This window comes from Nocardioides sp. 31GB23 (assembly GCF_040012395.1).
In the GTDB taxonomy this organism is placed as follows: Bacteria; Actinomycetota; Actinomycetes; order Propionibacteriales; family Nocardioidaceae; genus Nocardioides; species Nocardioides salarius.
Genome location: NZ_JBDYKJ010000013.1, coordinates 26,382 through 42,475, shown reverse-complemented (window position 1 = coordinate 42,475; position 16,094 = coordinate 26,382). Strand labels below are relative to the sequence as shown.

15 protein-coding genes and 1 pseudogene are annotated in these 16,094 nt (G+C 73.3%); 3 read left to right on the top strand and 13 right to left on the bottom strand.

Annotation, left to right across the window (positions count from 1 at the left end):
• The first annotated feature begins 18 nt into the window (after positions 1 to 18).
• Positions 19 to 942, top strand: a complete 924-nt coding sequence (locus ABKW28_RS06000; protein ID WP_348607234.1) for a LysR family transcriptional regulator — start codon at positions 19 to 21, stop codon at positions 940 to 942.
• Positions 943 to 951: 9 nt separating this feature from the next.
• Positions 952 to 2,079: a Rossmann fold nucleotide-binding protein gene (locus ABKW28_RS05995; RefSeq protein WP_348607232.1), complete on the top strand. Its 1,128-nt coding sequence runs from the start codon at positions 952 to 954 to the stop codon at positions 2,077 to 2,079.
• Between the two features lie 47 nt (positions 2,080 to 2,126).
• On the opposite strand, the pseudogene ABKW28_RS05990 reads toward ABKW28_RS05995, so the two are convergent.
• The 12 genes and pseudogenes from ABKW28_RS05990 to rpsB all read right to left on the bottom strand — a co-directional run.
• Positions 2,127 to 3,131 (bottom strand): annotated as a pseudogene (locus ABKW28_RS05990) (glycosyltransferase); the annotation flags it as partial.
• 161 nt (positions 3,132 to 3,292) lie between these two features.
• On the bottom strand, positions 3,293 to 4,483 hold the full coding sequence (rlmN, locus tag ABKW28_RS05985; protein ID WP_193667974.1) for a 23S rRNA (adenine(2503)-C(2))-methyltransferase RlmN: 1,191 nt from the start codon (positions 4,481 to 4,483) through the stop codon (positions 3,293 to 3,295).
• A 53-nt stretch (positions 4,484 to 4,536) separates the two neighbouring features.
• Positions 4,537 to 6,255 carry a glycerol-3-phosphate dehydrogenase/oxidase gene (locus ABKW28_RS05980; protein WP_193667973.1) on the bottom strand — a complete coding sequence of 573 codons (1,719 nt, stop codon included), beginning with the start codon at positions 6,253 to 6,255 and terminating at the stop codon, positions 4,537 to 4,539.
• Between the two features lie 84 nt (positions 6,256 to 6,339).
• Positions 6,340 to 7,875: a glycerol kinase GlpK gene (glpK, locus tag ABKW28_RS05975; protein ID WP_348607229.1), complete on the bottom strand. Its 1,536-nt coding sequence runs from the start codon at positions 7,873 to 7,875 to the stop codon at positions 6,340 to 6,342.
• Positions 7,876 to 7,945: 70 nt separating this feature from the next.
• Positions 7,946 to 8,857 carry an MIP family channel protein gene (locus ABKW28_RS05970; protein ID WP_348607226.1) on the bottom strand — a complete coding sequence of 304 codons (912 nt, stop codon included), beginning with the start codon at positions 8,855 to 8,857 and terminating at the stop codon, positions 7,946 to 7,948.
• Between the two features lie 95 nt (positions 8,858 to 8,952).
• The gene (locus ABKW28_RS05965; protein ID WP_193667971.1) at positions 8,953 to 9,309 is read right to left on the bottom strand and encodes a hypothetical protein; all 357 of its coding nucleotides are present in this window, start codon (positions 9,307 to 9,309) and stop codon (positions 8,953 to 8,955) included.
• A gap of 4 nt (positions 9,310 to 9,313) precedes the next feature.
• Positions 9,314 to 9,862, bottom strand: coding sequence for a histidine phosphatase family protein (locus tag ABKW28_RS05960; RefSeq protein WP_348607223.1), 549 nt, complete (start codon positions 9,860 to 9,862; stop codon positions 9,314 to 9,316).
• A complete protein-coding gene (locus ABKW28_RS05955; RefSeq protein WP_204797135.1) occupies positions 9,859 to 10,761 on the bottom strand; it encodes a phosphatidate cytidylyltransferase in 903 nt (300 codons plus the stop codon). Before ABKW28_RS05955 ends, ABKW28_RS05960 begins: the two co-directional genes overlap by 4 nt.
• Before the next feature lie 16 nt (positions 10,762 to 10,777).
• Entirely contained in the window at positions 10,778 to 11,332 is a 555-nt protein-coding gene (gene frr / locus ABKW28_RS05950) for a ribosome recycling factor (protein ID WP_348607317.1), read from the bottom strand.
• A 48-nt stretch (positions 11,333 to 11,380) separates the two neighbouring features.
• Positions 11,381 to 12,097, bottom strand: coding sequence for a UMP kinase (gene pyrH, locus ABKW28_RS05945; RefSeq protein ID WP_348607220.1), 717 nt, complete (start codon positions 12,095 to 12,097; stop codon positions 11,381 to 11,383).
• A gap of 120 nt (positions 12,098 to 12,217) precedes the next feature.
• A complete protein-coding gene (gene tsf, locus ABKW28_RS05940) occupies positions 12,218 to 13,030 on the bottom strand; it encodes a translation elongation factor Ts (RefSeq protein WP_193667967.1) in 813 nt (270 codons plus the stop codon).
• Between the two features lie 108 nt (positions 13,031 to 13,138).
• Positions 13,139 to 14,095: a 30S ribosomal protein S2 gene (rpsB, locus tag ABKW28_RS05935; RefSeq protein ID WP_348607213.1), complete on the bottom strand. Its 957-nt coding sequence runs from the start codon at positions 14,093 to 14,095 to the stop codon at positions 13,139 to 13,141.
• Positions 14,096 to 14,510: 415 nt separating this feature from the next.
• Between rpsB and ABKW28_RS05930 the strand changes: the two genes are divergently transcribed.
• A complete protein-coding gene (locus ABKW28_RS05930; protein WP_348607210.1) occupies positions 14,511 to 15,086 on the top strand; it encodes a M23 family metallopeptidase in 576 nt (191 codons plus the stop codon).
• A gap of 37 nt (positions 15,087 to 15,123) precedes the next feature.
• Here the strand turns inward: ABKW28_RS05930 and ABKW28_RS05925 are convergent, their stop codons facing one another.
• Positions 15,124 to 16,068, bottom strand: a complete 945-nt coding sequence (locus tag ABKW28_RS05925) for a tyrosine recombinase XerC (RefSeq protein WP_348607207.1) — start codon at positions 16,066 to 16,068, stop codon at positions 15,124 to 15,126.
• Between the last annotated feature and the right edge of the window lie 26 nt (positions 16,069 to 16,094).

The window sequence follows — 16,094 nt, the reverse complement described above, 5'->3', positions numbered from 1 at the left end:
ATCGTGCAATCTGGTCACATGATCGATCGTCGCCTCAAGGTGCTGCGGGTCGTGGCCGACCGGGGCACCGTCTCGGCCGCGGCCGAGCACCTCGGCTACACCGCCTCGGCCGTCTCGCACCAGATGCGCACCCTGTCCCGCGACCTCGGAGTGGCCCTGCTCGAGCCGGACGGGCGTCGGGTTCGGCTGACCCCGGCGGCGCTGACCCTGCTCGGCCGCTGCGACGACCTCTTCGCCCTGTGGGAGGAGATCCGCACCGAGGTGCAGAGCAGCTCGAGCACCGGGACCGGCCAGCTGCGCCTCGCCGGCTTCTCCACGGCCGCCTCGGCCCTGCTGCCGGCGGTCGCCGCCGAGGTGTCGCGGCGCTTCCCCCGCTCGACGGTGCGCATCACCGAGGCCGACCCCCAGGTCTGCTTCGAGATGCTCGTGGCCGACCGGGTGGACCTCGTGGTGGTCGTGGTCACCGACCTGCTGCCGCCCACCGACGACGCCCGCTTCGAGCAGCACCCACTGCTGGCCGACACCCTCGACCTGCTCGTGCCGACCGGGCACCGGCTGGCCGGCCGCTCGTGGGTCTCCCTGACCGAGCTGGCCCGGGAGCCCTGGATCATGGACCGGCCCGGGAGGCCGCACCACCAGATGGTGACCACGGCCTGCGCGGCGGCGGGCTTCACCCCGCACCAGGTCCACGAGGTGGTCGAGTGGGACACCGGGGCGGCGCTGGTCGCTGCCGGCTTCGGGGTCGCGCTGGTGCCCCGGCTGGCCCGGCTCCCGCCCGACGAGGACCTCGTGCGGGTGCCGCTGCGCGGGGTGGCCACCCCGGTGCGACACCTACGCACCGCGGTGCGCCGCGGCACCGCGGCCCAGCCCGAGATCGCGCTGGCGCTCGCCGAGCTGCAGCGCCTGGCCGCCGCGGTGGGCCGGGAGCGACCCGTCGGCTAGGTTGCCGCGGTGAGGCACACCCGCGGACGCACCGTCGACATCACCACCCTCGACGAGCTCGACCACCGGCTGCGCGCCGGGGCCCGCACCCTCTCGGGCTGGCGGGTGCGCTCGGTCGACCTCAGCGAGCGCGGCGCCGAGCTGGGCCGCTGCCGGCTCGCGGGAGCCACCTTCCTGGGCTGCCGCTTCGCCGAAGGTGACGCCGAGCGTGCCGAGGCCGCCGGCGCGGTGGTGCTCCCCCGCATCCCCGACGTGCCGGTCGACGTCTACCGCCACGAGCTCTACGACGCCCGGGAGCTCTTCGACGCGCTGCGCTGGAGCGACTCCCTCGACGGCCGCGCCTACGCCTGGTCCAAGCCGGGTGCGATCGACGGCGCCGAGGTCTCCGCCGAGGTGCCGCTGGCCCGCACCCTGCACGACCACGCCATCGACCTGGCACTGGACCGCTGGCGCCAGGACCGCCGCGTCGTCGGCGTGATGGGTGGTCACGCCGCCTCCCGGGGCACGCCGCTCTTCGCCGACGCCGCCGCGCTGGGGCACCGGCTGGGCTCGGCCGGGCTGACCGTCGCCACCGGCGGCGGGCCCGGGGCGATGGAGGCCGCGAACCTCGGGGCCCGGCTCTCCTCCCGCGACGACGCGGTGCTCGCGGAGGCGCTGCGGATGCTGGCGGCGGTGCCGTCGTACCGGCCCTCGGTCGACGCGTGGGTGCTCTCGGCCTTCGACGCCCTCGCCGCCCTCGACCCCTCCGACGCCGACGGCGGCCCCGTCGCCAACCTCGGGATCCCGACCTGGCACTACGGCCACGAGCCGCCCAACATCTTCGCCACCGCGATCGCGAAGTACTTCCGCAACGCCACCCGCGAGGCGATCCTGCTCGAGGTGTGCGACGCCGGCATCGTCTTCCTGCCCGGCGCCGGAGGCACGGTGCAGGAGATCTTCCAGGACGCCTGCGAGAACTACTACGCCGACGAGTCGTCGGTGGCGCCGATGGTGCTCGTCGGGCGCGAGCACTGGAGCGTCGAGCTGCCGGCCTGGCCGCTGCTGCAGGCGCTCGCCGCGGGGCGGGCCATGGAGCCGCACGTGCACCTGGTCGACACCGTCGAGGAGGCGCTGGAGGTCGTGACCACGTCGCGGTAGTGCCCGACCAGGGCCTCGTCGAGCGCGCGCCACGAGCGGTGCCGCACGCTGCGGCGCGCGGCCAGCGCGGTGCGGCGCAGCGCGAGGTCGTCGTGCAGCAGCCGGGCCACGCAGGCCTCGAGATCGGCGGCGTCACCCGGCTCGAAGAGCAGCCCGGCGCTGCCCTCGTCGACCAGGTCCTCGGCCACGCCGTTGCGGGGCGCGACCACCGGGACGCCCGAGGCCAACGCCTCCAGCCCGGCGCGCACGAGACGCCCGCAGGTCTCGCGGCGAGCGGTGTGCACCAGCACGTCGAGCGAGGCGTACGCCGCCGCGAGGGCCTCGCCGCGCAGGTCGCCCAGGAAGTGCGCGTGCGGGAGCAGCCGGCGCAACCGGGCCTCGTCGGGGCCGCTGCCCACCAGCACGAGCCGGTAGCGCTCGTCGCGGTCGAGACCGGTCAGCAGGTCGACCTCCTCGACGCGCTCCAGCGGACCCACGTGCCCCACCAGCCGCTGGCCGTCGGGGGCCAGCGAGCCACGCCACGACTCGCTGCGGCGGCTGGGGTGGAAGGCCGTCAGGTCGACCCCGCAGGGCCACAGCGCCAGCCGTTCGAGACCGTGGGCCTGCAGGTCGCGCAGCGCCGCCGCCGACCCGGCGAGCACCCGGTCGACCTGCTCGAGCACCCGCGGCGGCGGGCCGCTCTCCCCCGTGGGGCCGGTCGGCCCCACGTCGAGCACGACCGGCACCCCCAGGCTCGCGGCGACCGGCACAGCGCGGCGGCCCAGCCGGCCGTGACCGGCGACGTGCACCACGTCGGGCCCGAAGCGCCGCATCGTGCCCCGCAGCCTGGGCGCGGCGGGCCAGCTGCTGACCCGGCGCACCGGGAAGCCGGCGTACGTCGTGGGGCCGGCGTGGGTGACCAGCAGGGCCTCGTGCCCCTCCGCGGCCAGGTGCGCCAGCACCCGCGGCACGCTGCCCGAGCCGGGCTCGAAGGACTCGGCGACCACCAGCACCCGGAGCCGGGCCCGGCGCGGCGCGGCGGCGCGGCCGGGCGCGGGCTGGGGCTGGCTCATGGGCACACGCTCCTCCCCGCGCGCCAGCGGGCGGCGAGCACGCGGGGCGTGGCGGTGGACGATCGGGTGAACAGCACGCCAACTGGCCCGGCCGCCGGTGGGGCGATCCGGGCCCGGTCAGCGCGAGATCCGGGCCGGGTCGGCGCGAAGTTCAGGCCGGGTCAGACGTCGGTGGCGGCGAGCTGGCCGCAGGCCCCGTCGATCTCCGAGCCGCGGGTGTCGCGCACGGTGGTGGGGATGCCCTTGGCCTCCAGCCGGCGCACGAACTCGCGCTCGTCGGCGGGGTCGGAGGCGGTCCACTTGCTGCCCGGGGTGGGGTTGAGCGGGATCAGGTTGACGTGCACCCAGCCCCAGTCGCCGTAGCCGCGCAGCACGTCGGCGAGCAGGTCGGCGCGCCAGGCCTGGTCGTTGATGCCGCGCATCATGGCGTACTCGATCGAGACCCGGCGCCGGGTGACCCGGGCGTAGTCCCAGGCCGCCTCGACGGTCTCGGCGACCGAGGAGCGGGTGTTGATCGGCACCAGCTCGTTGCGCAGCTCGTCGTCAGGGGCGTGCAGGCTCAGCGCGAGGGTGACCGGGATGCCCTCCTCGGTGAGCTGGCGGATGCGCGGGACGAGCCCGACGGTCGAGACCGTGACGCCGCGCGCCGACATGCCCAGCCCGTCGGGCGAGGGGTCGGTGAGGCGGCGCACCGCGCCGATGACGGCCTTGTAGTTGGCCAGCGGCTCGCCCATGCCCATGAAGACGACGTTGTTGACGCGCCCACGGCCGCCGGGCACCTCGTCGCGGTCGAGCGAGCGCGCGCCCGCGACGACCTGCTCGACGATCTCGGCGGTGCTCATGTTGCGCTGCAGGCCGCCCTGGCCGGTCGCGCAGAAGGGGCAGGCCATGCCGCAGCCGGCCTGGCTGGAGACGCACATCGTGGTGCGGCCGGGGTAGCGCATCAGCACCGACTCGACCAGCGCCCCGTCGAAGAGCTTCCACAGCGTCTTGCGGGTGGTGCCCTTGTCGGCCTCGAGGGTGCGCAGCGGCGTCATCAGGTGCGGCAGCAGGGTGCCGACCAGCTCGGCGCGCTGGGCCGCCGGCAGGTCGGTCATCTGCTCGGGGTCGTCGACCAGGCGGCTGAAGTAGTGCGTGGAGAGCTGCTTGGCCCGGAAGCCCGGCAGGCCGTTGTCCTCGAGCAGCTGCTTGCGCTCGGGCGCGGTCAGGTCGGCCAGGTGGCGCGGCGGCTTCTTGCGCCCACGAGGCTCCTCGAAGACCAGCGGGAGCGCGCTCACGCCCTCGGCCGGCTCGGGGGCACGGGGCGGGACGGCGGCGGAGGCGGGCACGGGGGCGGCGTTGTCGTCGGGCATAGCACGACCAGTCTCCCACCCGCGCGGGCGCCCGGGCGAACTCCCGGCGCCGCTCAGGTCAGCGGCACCACGTCGGGCGCCCCGAGGCGCGCCGCGTCGGCGGTCTCGTCGTCGGGCTGCTGCTGGCTCTCGCGCTCGGCCGCGACCCGCGCCCGGTAGTGCTCGATCTCGAGGTCGACCTGCTCCTTGCTCCAGCCCAGCGGCTCGCTGACCAGGCCGGCCACCTCCTCGACCACCCCCAGGCCGCGGTCGAAGGTCTCGATCGAGATGCGGGTGCGCCGGGTCAGGATGTCGTCGAGGTGCCGCGCGCCCTCGTGGGTGGCGGCGTAGACCGCCTCGACGCGCAGGTAGTCCGACGCCCCGGCCAGGGGCTCGCCCAGCGAGGGGTCCTCGGCGACCATCGCCAGCAGCTCGTGGACCAGCGAGCCGTAGCGCTGCAGCAGGTGCTCGATGCGCACCTCGTGCAGCCCCGACTGCGCGGCCAGCCGGTGCCGGGCGTTCCACAGCGCCTGGTAGCCCTCGGCGCCCAGCAGCGGCACCTGGTCGGTCACCGAGGCCGGCACCTGCCGGCCCTCGTGGCGCTCCAGGCCGTAGACCGCCTCGTCGACGACGTCCTTGGCCATCACCCGGTACGTCGTGTACTTGCCGCCGGCGATGACGACCAGGCCCGGCGCGGGGTGGCCCACCGCGTGCTCGCGCGAGAGCTTCGAGGTCGCCTCGGACTCCCCCTCCAGCAGCGGGCGCAGCCCCGCGTAGACGCCCTCGACGTCGTCGCGGGTCAGCGGCGTCTCGAGCACCGCGTTGACGTGGTCGAGCAGGTAGTCGATGTCGGCCTCGCTGGCCGCGGGGTGGGCCTTGTCGAGCTCCCAGTCGGTGTCGGTGGTGCCGATGATCCAGTGCCGCCCCCACGGGATCACGAAGAGCACCGAGGTCTCGGTGCGCAGGATCAGCCCGGTCTCGGAGCGGATGCGGTCCTTGGGCACCACCAGGTGCACGCCCTTGCTGGCCCGCACCCGGAAGGCCCCCCGCTGCCCGCCCAGCGACTGCGTCTCGTCGGTCCACACACCGGTGGCGTTGACGACCTGGCGGGCGCGGACGGTGAGGGTCTCGCCGCTCTCGAGGTCGTCGACCACCGCGCCGGTGACCCGCTCGCCCTCGCGCAGCAGCTCCACCACGCGGGCCCGGGAGGCCACCTTGGCGCCGTAGGCCGCCGCGGTGCGGGCCAGGAACATCGTGTGCCGGGCGTCGTCGACCTGGGCGTCGTAGTAGTGCAGCGCCCCGACCAGGGCGTCCTTGCGCAGCGCCGGCACCAGCCTGCGCGCGCCGCGGCGGGTCAGGTGCTTGTGCAGCGGCAGCCCCGAGCGGCCCGAGAGCCGCGACAGGGCGTCGTACAGCGCGACGCCGGAGCCGGCGTAGAGCCGCTCCCAGCCCCGGTGCTGCAACGGGTAGAGGAAGCCCACGGGGCGCACCAGGTGCGGTGCGAGGGTCTGCATGAGCAGCCCGCGCTCCTTGAGCGCCTCGGCGACCAGCGCGAAGTCGAGCATCTCCAGGTAGCGCAGCCCGCCGTGGATGAGCTTGCTGGAGCGGCTGGAGGTGCCCGAGGCGAAGTCGCGGGCCTCGACGAGCCCGACCTTGAGGCCGCGGGTGGCGGCGTCGAGCGCGGCGCCGCTGCCGACCACGCCTCCCCCGACGACCAGGACGTCGAGCTCCTCGGCGGCCATCTCCCTCAGGGACGACGTGCGCAGCTGCGGGGACAGGGCGACAGGTCTCATGGTCCTACTCTCCGTGAGGGGTCAAGGCGGACGAGCGCGGGGTCGGTCCACGCGGGTCAGTCCACGCGGGTCAGTCCACGCAGGTCAGTCCACGTCGACCCAGTCGAGCGTGCGCTGCACGGCCTTGGTCCACTGCGCGTGACCCGCGGCGCGCTGCTCGTCGTTCCACTGCGGCGACCAGCGCCGGCCCTCGTTCCAGTTCGTGCGCAGCTCGTCGGTGCCCGACCAGAACCCCACCGCGAGCCCGGCGGCGTACGCCGCTCCGAGGCAGGTGGTCTCGGCGAGCACCGGGCGGCTGACCTCGACGCCGAGCGTGTCGGCCTGGATCTGCATGCACAGCTCGTTCGCGGTCACGCCGCCGTCGACCTTGAGCACCTCGAGCTTGACGCCGGAGTCCTGCTCCATGGCCGCGGCCACGTCGCAGCTCTGGTAGGCGATCGCCTCGAGCGTGGCCCGGGCGACGTGGGCGTTGGTGTTGTAGCGCGAGAGCCCGACGATGGCGCCGCGGGCGTCGGAGCGCCAGTGCGGGGCGAAGAGCCCGGAGAAGGCGGGCACGAAGTAGACCCCGCCGTTGTCCTCGACCTGGCGGGCCAGCGACTCGCTCTGCGAGGCACCCGAGATGATGCCGAGCTGGTCGCGCAGCCACTGCACCGCCGAGCCGGTGACCGCGATCGAGCCCTCGAGGGCGTAGACCGGCTCCTCCTTGCCGAAGCGGTAGCAGACGGTGGTCAGCAGCCCGTGCTCGGAGCGGATCAGCTCGGTGCCGGTGTTGAGCAGCATGAAGTTGCCGGTGCCGTAGGTGTTCTTGGCCTCGCCCGGCTCGAAGCAGACCTGACCGACCGTGGCGGCCTGCTGGTCGCCCAGGATGCCGGTCAGCGCCACCTCGCCGCCGAAGGGGCCGTCGCGGCGGGTGGTGCCGTAGCCCTCGGGCTCGCTGGAGGAGCGGATCTCGGGCAGCATCTGCCGCGGGATGTCGAAGAGCCCCAGCAGCTCGTCGTCCCACTCGCAGGTCTCGAGGTCCATCAGCATCGTGCGGCTGGCGTTGGTGACGTCGGTGACGTGCACCCCGCCGTCGGTGCCGCCCGTCAGGTTCCAGATCAGCCAGGAGTCGGTGGTGCCGAAGATCGCGTCGCCCGCCTCGGCTGCCTCGCGCACGCCGTCGACGTTCTCGAGGATCCACTGGATCTTGCCGCCGGCGAAGTAGGTGGCCGGCGGCAGCCCGGCGCGGTGCCGGATCAGGTCGCCGTGGCCGTCACGCTCGAGCTTGGAGGCGATCTTGTCGGTGCGGGTGTCCTGCCACACGATCGCGTTGTAGTAGGGCCTGCCGGTCCTGCGGTTCCACACCACGGTCGTCTCGCGCTGGTTGGTGATCCCCACCGCACAGAGGTCGTCGGCCTGCAGGCCGGCCTTGCCCATCGCCTTCTGGATGACCGAGCGGGTGCGCTCCCAGATCTCCACCGGGTCGTGCTCGACCCACCCGGCCTGCGGCATCACCTGCTCGTGCTCGAGCTGGTGGCGCGCCACCTCCTCGCCGGCGTGGTCGAAGATCATGAAGCGGGTGCTCGTGGTGCCCTGGTCGACGGCGCCGACGTACTGGATCTTGTCCTGGGCCTCGGTCACGGGTCTCTCCTCGTCGCTACGGGGTCGGTACGGGGTCGGTGCGGGGTCGGTACGGGGTCGGTGCTGGTGTTCACCTGGCTGCGGGCTGCGCCTGGCGCTGGTGCTGGTCCTGGGGCTGGTGCTGGTCCTGGGGCTCCGGGATCGGCTCGCCGACGGCCTCGCGGCCGCCGTCGGGGGTGACCTGCTCAGTCTGCTCCTCGTCGGGGTCGGTGAGGTGGTCGTCCACGAGGAGCTTGAAGAGCGCACCGCCGACGAGGCCGCCGACCAGCGGCGCGACGATCGGCAGCCAGAAGTAGAGGTAGCCGTTCTGGTCGCGCATCGCTCCCCCGTAGCCGGTGATCAACGAGGCGATGCGGGGGCCGAAGTCGCGGGCCGGGTTGATCGCGTAGCCGGCGTTCGCTCCCCAGGCCATCCCGATGGCCACCACCACGAGCCCGATCACGAACGGCCCCAGGTTGGCCATCGGCGGGTTGTTCCAGGCCGAGGTGAGCGCGAGGACGAGGAAGACCAGGATGGCGGTGCCCACCACCTGGTCGACGAAGGCGCTGCTGATGCTCACGTCGGCGGCCCCGTTGCCGGGCAGGGTCGAGAAGATGCCCTGGGTGGCGATCGTGTGCTCGGGGTCGACGGCGGCGATGAGGTCGGCGTAGGAGACCCGCACGACCAGCGCCGCCACGAACGCACCCAGTGTCTGGGCGAGGGTGTAGGGCAGCACCTTGCGCCACGAGAAGCCCTTGAAGACCGCGAGCGCCAGGGTCACGGCGGGGTTGAGGTGCGCCCCCGACAGCCGTGCGGCGACGTAGACGCCGAGGGTCACGCCGAGCCCCCACGCCCACGCGATCGAGTCGTGGTCGCCCAGCGCGCCGTCCTGGCTGGTCGTGACCTGGGCGACGACGCCCACACCGAAGAGGATGAGGATCATGGTGCCGGCGAACTCGGCACACATCTCCCCGACGAGAGCGGGTCTCCTGCTGCGCGACATCGTGGCCTCCGAGTAGGCGGTGCGTCGGTGTGGTGACGGTCACACCCGCCTACCCGCCCGCGGCGGCCTTCACACGTCTCGGAGGTGGCGCTCGCTCAGGAGCGGCTGACCAGGAACCACACGACCAGCGCGGCGACCCCCAGCACGACCACCGCGGTGGAGACCACGCCCAGCAGCATGTAGCGACCGAACCGGCGCGTGTGCGGCGCGAGCGTCAGCCCCACCGGCACGGCCAGCGCGACCAGCACGAAGGGGAACAGGCGCGAGGTCGTCTCGTCGTCGGCGAGCGTGCTCAGCACGCCGGCGTAGACCGAGGGCACCAGCAGCACGAAGAGCAGGCCGGCGAAGAAGCCGGCCAGCGGCGTGAAGACCGGGTGGTCGCGGTGCCACCAGCTGGGCCGCGACGCGGTGTCCTCCGCCGCCGGCGCAGCCTGGTCGTCCGTGGTCACCATGGGCTCAGTCTCCCACCCGGTCGCCGCCGGGGCCCTCAGGCACGACGGGCACCTCCAGCACGTCGGGCATCGCCAGCTCGCGCCAGCGCTCGAGGTCGGGCGGGCGACCGGTCAGCTCGGCCACCGCCAGGGTCCAGGCCGTGCCGTGGCCCACCAGCACGACCTCCTCGTCGCGGTGCACGTCGGCGATGCGGCGCACCGCGGCCCCCACCCGCTCGCGGCAGCGCGCCAACGGCTCCCACCCGTCGTACGCCGCCTGCTCGGGCTCGGCGAAGGCCCGCTCGACCGTGCCGGCGAAGTCCTCGAGCCAGCCGGCCCCGCGCTCGTGCTCGCGCAGGTCGTCGACGACGCCGACCTCGCCCTCGGTGAGCAGCTGGGCGGTGGCCACCGCCTTCGGCTCCGGCGAGCAGAACCAGACGGCGCGCCGCGGCAGCCGGCCCGACTCGCGCAGCGCCCACACGTCGTCGAAGCCGGCCGCGTCGAGCTCCCAGCGCGCGGCGGGCAGGGCGGGCTCGACCAGGGGCCGCCCGTGGCGGACCAGGTGCAGGCTCACGCCCGGAAGACCAGGTGGTGCAGCAGCAGCCAGACCGGGGCGATCGTGGCCAGCAGCGAGTCGAGCCGGTCCATCAGCCCGCCGTGGCCGGGGATGACCTGGCTCATGTCCTTGATGCCGAGGTCGCGCTTGACGACCGACTCGCACAGGTCGCCCAGGGTGGCCATCACCGCGACGATGAGGCCCAGGAAGATGCCGACCCACCAGCGCCCGTCGAGCAGCCAGACCATCGCGACGATGCCGGCCGCGACGCTGAAGACGACCGAGCCGGCGAAGCCCTCCCACGACTTCTTGGGCGAGATCACCGGGGCCATCGGGTGCTTGCCGAAGAGCACCCCGGCGGCGTACCCGCCGGTGTCGGAGAGCACCGTGACGGCGATGAAGACGATGATGCCGCGCACCCCGTCGTTCTCGAACCCGCCGCCGTAGAGCCCGCCCTCACGCAGCAGCAGCGCCACGAAGGCGCCCAGGAAGGGCACGTAGACCAGCGTGAACAGCGAGGCCGTGGCGTTCTGCACGTAGCCGTCGATGCCGCGGCGCAGCAGCCACAGCATCGTGACCAGGGCCGTCACGGCGGTGGCCGTCACCAGGGCGTCGGCGCCGAAGACGTAGGCGACCACGACCATCACCGCGCCGCCGAGCATCAGCGGCTCCTCGGGCAGGTCGATGTCCTTGGCGCCCAGCCCGCGGCCCAGCTCCCAGATGGCCACGACGACCGCCGCGACCACGATCACCATGAAGGCGGTCTTCCACAGCAGCAGCGAGGCCAGGATCGCCCCGATCAGCAGGAAGGCCGAGGTGAAGGCGGCGCGCAGGTCACGACCGGCGCGCCCGTGGTCCTTGACGGGCGGGCCTGCGGCGGGCGCGCCCGGAGGCGTGGTGGGGTTCGTCATCGGCATCGGGAGCAGGGAGGTCTCAGACCTCCAGCAGCTCGGCTTCCTTGTTCTTGAGCATCTCGTCGATGGCGTCGGTGTGCTTCTTCGTGGTCCCGTCGAGCTTCTTCTCGGCGCCGGTGACGTCGTCCTTGCCGACCTCGCCGTCCTTCTCGAGCTTCTCCAGGCCCTGCTTGGCCGAGCGGCGCAGGTTGCGCACCGCGACGCGGCCGTCCTCGGCCTTGGTGCGCGCGACCTTGATGTACTCCTTGCGGCGCTCCTCGGTCAGCTCGGGGAAGTTGCAGCGGATGACCTTGCCGTCGTCGGCGGGGTTGACGCCCAGGTCGGAGTCGCGGATGGCCCGCTCGATGGCCTTCATCGCGCTCTGGTCGAAGGGCGCGATCAGGATGACGCGCGCCTCGGGGGCGGTGAACGAGGCCAGCTGCTGCAGCGGCGTCGGCGAGCCGTAGTAGTCCACGACGATCTTGGAGAACATCGAGGGGTGGGCGCGCCCGGCACGGATGGCAGCGAACTCCTCGCGGGTCGCCTCCACCGACTTGCTCATCTTGGTGTCGGCCTCGTTGAGGATGTCGTTGATCACGGCTGCTCCTGGGTTCGTCGCGTACGTCGGGCTGTGCGGGACTGGTCACTCGGCGCTGACCAGCGTGCCGATCTTCTCACCCTTGAGCACACGGGGGATGTTGCCCTCGGGCTCCATGCCGAAGACCACCATCGGCAGCTTGTTCTCCGCGCACAGGGTGAAGGCGGTCTGGTCGACGACCTCGAGGTTGCGCTGGATGGCCTCGGCGTAGGTGATGGTGTCGAACTTGGTCGCGCTCGGGTCCTTGCGCGGGTCGGCGTCGTAGACGCCGTCGACGCCGCTCTTGGCGAAGAAGACCGCGTCGCAGCGGCTCTCGAGGGCGCGCTGGACCGCGACGGTGTCGGTGGAGAAGAACGGCATGCCCATGCCGGCACCGAAGATGACCACGCGCCCCTTCTCCATGTGCCGGATCGCGCGGCGCGGCACGTAGGGCTCGGCGACCTGGCCCATCGTGATCGCGGTCTGCACGCGGGTCTCGACGCCCATCTTCTCGAGGAAGTCCTGCAGGGCCAGGCAGTTCATCACGATGCCGAGCATCCCCATGTAGTCGGCGCGCACGCGGTCCATGCCGCGCTGCTGCAGCTCGGCGCCGCGGAAGAAGTTGCCGCCACCGGTGACGACGGCGATCTGCACGCCCGAGCGGGCGACCTCGGCCACGTCGCTGGCGATCTTCTGGACCACGTCGGGGTCCACACCGACCTTGCCGCCGCCGAAGACCTCGCCGGAGAGCTTGAGAAGGACACGCTGGTACTGCTGGGTCATCGGGGTTCCCTTCGTGGGGGTGGGGGCACAGCACGAAGGCCGGCCCGTTGATCCATCTGGTGGGGGATCAAGCGGACCGGCCTCCTTGGCGTCAGGTGCAACCTAGCGGATCAGCGCCTCTCAGGCACCGACCTCGAAGCGGGCGAAGCGCTTGAGGGTGGTGCCGGCCTCCTTGAGGACGGCCTCCACGCTCTTCTTGGACTCGGTCACCGACGGCTGCTCGAGCAGCACGACCTCCTTGAAGAAGCCGTTCACCCGGCCCTCGGTGATCTTGGCGATCGCCTGCTCGGGCTTGCCCTCCTCGCGCGACTTCTGCTCGGCGATGGAGCGCTCCGACTCGACGACGTCGGCGGGGACCTCGTCGCGGCTGAGGTACTGCGGGCGCATCGCGGCGATCTGCATCGCGGCGCCGCGCGCGGCCTCGTCGGAGCCGTCGTACTCGACCAGGACGCCCACGGCGGGCGGCAGGTCGGCGGCACGCTTGTGCATGTAGGTCACCACGGGGCCGTCGAAGTAGGCCACGCGACCGAGCTCGATCTTCTCGCCGATGGTGATGGCGAGCTGCTCGACGACCTCGCCGACGGTCTTGCCGTCGAGCTCGACGGCCCTGAGCGCCTCGGTGTCGCCGGCCTTGGCGGCGTCAGCGGCGGCGGCGATCTTCTCGGCGGCCGCGACGAAGTCGTCGTTCTTGGCGACGAAGTCAGTCTCGGAGCGCATCTCGACCAGCGCGTTGCCGGAGGTGACGACCAGGCCCGAGGAGGCCTCGCGCTCGGCGCCGCGCTTGGCGGCCTTGGCCTCGCCCTTGACCCGCAGGATCTCGACGGCCTTGTCCAGGTCGCCGTCGGCCTCGGTCAGCGCCTTCTTGCAGTCCATCATGCCGGCGCCGGTCTGCTCGCGGAGCTTCTTGACGTCGGCCGCGGAGATGTTCGTCATTGACGTTCCGTCCCTCGAAGAGAAAGTGGTGGAGTAGCGGGGAGATCCCCGGCGTGCCGCCGTCCGCGAGCCCCGGAGGGCCCGCGGACGGCGGTCAGCACGGAGAGGTCAGGCCTTGGCCTCGTCCTTGGTCTCGTCCTTGGCGGACTCGTCCTCGGGGGCCTCGGGAGCCACGGGGGCGTCGGTCGCCTCGGCGGCGGCCTCGTCGGAGGCGGCGGCCTCGGACGACGCGCCGGTGGCCTCGGAGGCCGCGGTGTCGTCGGCCTTGGTGGCGCTCTCGGCGGCCTTCTCGGCCTCACCGGCGAGCAGCTCGCGCTCCCACTCGGCCAGCGGCTCGTCGGTGGTGCCCGAAGCGGCACCCTCGCTCTTGCCACCGCCACGGGCGATGAGGCCCTCGGCCACGGCGTCGGCGATGACGCGGGTCAGCAGGCCGACCGCACGGATCGCGTCGTCGTTGCCCGGGATCGGGAAGTCGACCTCGTCGGGGTCGCAGTTGGTGTCCAGGATGCCGATGATCGGGATCCGGAGCTTGCGGGCCTCCTCGACGGCGAGGTGCTCCTTCTTGGTGTCGACGATCCACACGGCGGAGGGCACGCGGCCCATCTCGCGGATGCCGCCCAGGGTCCGGTCGAGCTTGTCGCGCTCCCGCTTCATCTGCAGGAGCTCCTTCTTGGTGCGACCCGAGCCGGCGACGGCGTCGAAGTCGACCTCGTCGAGCTCCTTGAGGCGGTTGATCCGCTGGTGCACGGTCTGGAAGTTGGTGAGCATGCCGCCCAGCCAGCGCTGGTTGACGTAGGGCATCCCGACGCGGGTCGCCTGCTCGGCGATCGCCTCCTGGGCCTGCTTCTTGGTGCCCACGAACATCACGGTGCCGCCCTTGGCGACGGTCTCCTTGATGAAGGCGTAGGAGCGGTCGATGTAGCTCAGCGACTGCTGCAGGTCGATGATGTAGATGCCGTTGCGCTCGGTCATGATGAAGCGCTTCATCTTGGGGTTCCAGCGACGGGTCTGGTGCCCGAAGTGGACGCCGCTCTCGAGGAGCTGGCGCATGGTCACGACTGCCATGGTGGTGATCTCCTGTGCTGAGCCGGCACCGCTGGTGGCGTCCTTGGTGCCTTGCGGCCAGGACGCACCGGTGTCGTGCTCCGGTGGTGGTTTACGGTTCGATGCGCCCGGCGGGTGCCGGTCGCCCTGACGTCTGCGCGCGACCCGACCCGGCTCTCCAGGCTCGCGCCTGTCGGTCCGGGACCGAGGATCGTCGCCCACGGGTGGCCACCCCTCCTCGCGGAGGCGTGTCGCGGTCTGCGGACGTGCGAAGTCAATCCCTGAGGATTGCGTCCGCCAGCGTACGCCAGCCCGGGCCCCGCCAGCGAATCCGTCGCGGGCCGCCTCGTGTGCACAGCGCGGGTCCCCTGCTGCGCCGTCCCCACGGGGGCCGCGGGGCCGCGACGCCGGCGGTCCGCGGCCCCAGCCTGGCGGGGTGCCCTCCTCCTCCGCCGCCACCCTGCTCACCGCCCTCCTCACCACCCTGATGTCCGCCATGGGCCCCACCGCCGAGCCGGACCCGGTGGGCAGCTGGCCGCTGCGCCCCGAGCCCGAGGTGGTCGCCGGCTTCGACGCCCCGTCCTCCCCCTACGGCCCCGGGCACCGTGGCGTCGACCTCCTGGGCCGGCCCGGCCAGCCGGTGCGCGCGGCCCTCGCGGGCCAGGTCTCCTTCGCCGGGCGCATCGCGGGCCGCGGCGTCGTCGTGGTCGCCCACGGGCCCACGCGCACGACGTACGAGCCGGTGGCGGGCGACCTCGCGGTGGGTGAGCCGGTGGCCGCCGGTGAGGTCGTCGGCCGCCTGGAGGTGGCGCCGTCGCACTGTGCCCCACGCGCCTGCCTGCACTGGGGCTGGATCGAGAGCGGCCCGGCGGGCGACACCTACCTCGACCCCCTGCGCCTGGTCGGCCTCGGCCCGGTCCGCCTGCTCCCCCTCTGGAGCACCTCCCCCGCGCCGACTCCCGTCGACACGCCGTACCGAGCGGTCCTCGACCACCTCGCTGCGCTCGGGTGACCGCGAGCCGGCTCGGCGGGAAGTAGCGCCGGGTCGGTCAGGCGCGCGGGTGGGCCTGGCGGTACGCGGCGCGCAGCCGGTCGGTGGTGACGTGCGTGTAGAGCTGGGTGGTGGCCAGCGAGGCGTGGCCCAGCAGCTCCTGCACCGAGCGCAGGTCGGCGCCGCCCTCGAGCAGGTGGGTGGCCGCGGTGTGCCGCAGCCCGTGGGGGCCGATGTCGGGGGCGCCGGGTACCTCGGCGATGCGCCGGTGCACCAGGGTGCGCACCGCGCGCTGGTCGATGCGCCCTCCCCTGGCACCGAGGAAGAGCGCGGGCCCAGAGCCGTCGACCGCCAGCAGGGGGCGGCCGTGGCGGGTCCAGAAGTCGAGCGCGTGGGCGGCCGGCCGTCCGAACGGGACGCTGCGCTCCTTGCGGCCCTTGCCCAGGACCCGCACCACGTTGCGCTCGCGGTCGACGTCGTCGACGTCGAGCCCGACCAGCTCGCCGACGCGGATGCCGGTGGCGTAGAGCAGCTCGAGCATCGCCACGTCGCGCAGCCCCACCGGGCTGCCGTCGTCGGCGAGCGCGGTGGCCGTGCGGATCAGGTCGTCGGCCTCGTCGCGGCGCAGGACCGGCGGCAGCGTGCGGTGCGCCTTGGGGCTGGCCAGGCTGGCGCCGGCGTCGTGCTCGGCGCGGCCGGTGCGCGCCAGCCAGGCGGTGAAGACACGGGCGGCGGTGGCGCGGCGGGCGATCGTGGTGCGCGAGCGGCCCAGGCTCTGCTGCTGGGCCAGCCAGCTGCGCAGGGTGCGCAGGTCGAGCCGGGCCACGTCGTCGAGCCCGAGCCGCCGGGCGTGCTCGAGCAGCCCGGCGACGTCGGTGAGGTAGGCGCGCACGGAGTGCGGGGTCAGGTCGCGCTCGACCGCGAGGTGGCGCTCGTAGTCGCCGAGGACCCGGACGAAGGCCTCGGGCAGCGCGTCCGCCTCCTGCTGCGCGTCGTCGGCCATGTCCGGAGTCTAGGAACCCGCCGGGG

Bases quoted from the DNA above. Each gene is read 5' to 3' on its own strand.
- ABKW28_RS06000 (WP_348607234.1), top strand. From the start codon at position 19: ATGATCGATCGTCGCCTCAAGGTGCTGCGGGTCGTGGCCGACCGGGGC.
- rlmN (WP_193667974.1), bottom strand. From the start codon at position 4,483: ATGCCCGACGACAACGCCGCCCCCGTGCCCGCCTCCGCCGCCGTCCCG.
- ABKW28_RS05980 (WP_193667973.1), bottom strand. From the start codon at position 6,255: ATGAGACCTGTCGCCCTGTCCCCGCAGCTGCGCACGTCGTCCCTGAGG.
- ABKW28_RS05970 (WP_348607226.1), bottom strand. From the start codon at position 8,857: ATGTCGCGCAGCAGGAGACCCGCTCTCGTCGGGGAGATGTGTGCCGAG.
- ABKW28_RS05965 (WP_193667971.1), bottom strand. From the start codon at position 9,309: ATGGTGACCACGGACGACCAGGCTGCGCCGGCGGCGGAGGACACCGCG.
- ABKW28_RS05955 (WP_204797135.1), bottom strand. From the start codon at position 10,761: ATGCCGATGACGAACCCCACCACGCCTCCGGGCGCGCCCGCCGCAGGC.
- pyrH (WP_348607220.1), bottom strand. From the start codon at position 12,097: ATGACCCAGCAGTACCAGCGTGTCCTTCTCAAGCTCTCCGGCGAGGTC.
- tsf (WP_193667967.1), bottom strand. From the start codon at position 13,030: ATGACGAACATCTCCGCGGCCGACGTCAAGAAGCTCCGCGAGCAGACC.
- rpsB (WP_348607213.1), bottom strand. From the start codon at position 14,095: ATGGCAGTCGTGACCATGCGCCAGCTCCTCGAGAGCGGCGTCCACTTC.
- ABKW28_RS05925 (WP_348607207.1), bottom strand. From the start codon at position 16,068: ATGGCCGACGACGCGCAGCAGGAGGCGGACGCGCTGCCCGAGGCCTTC.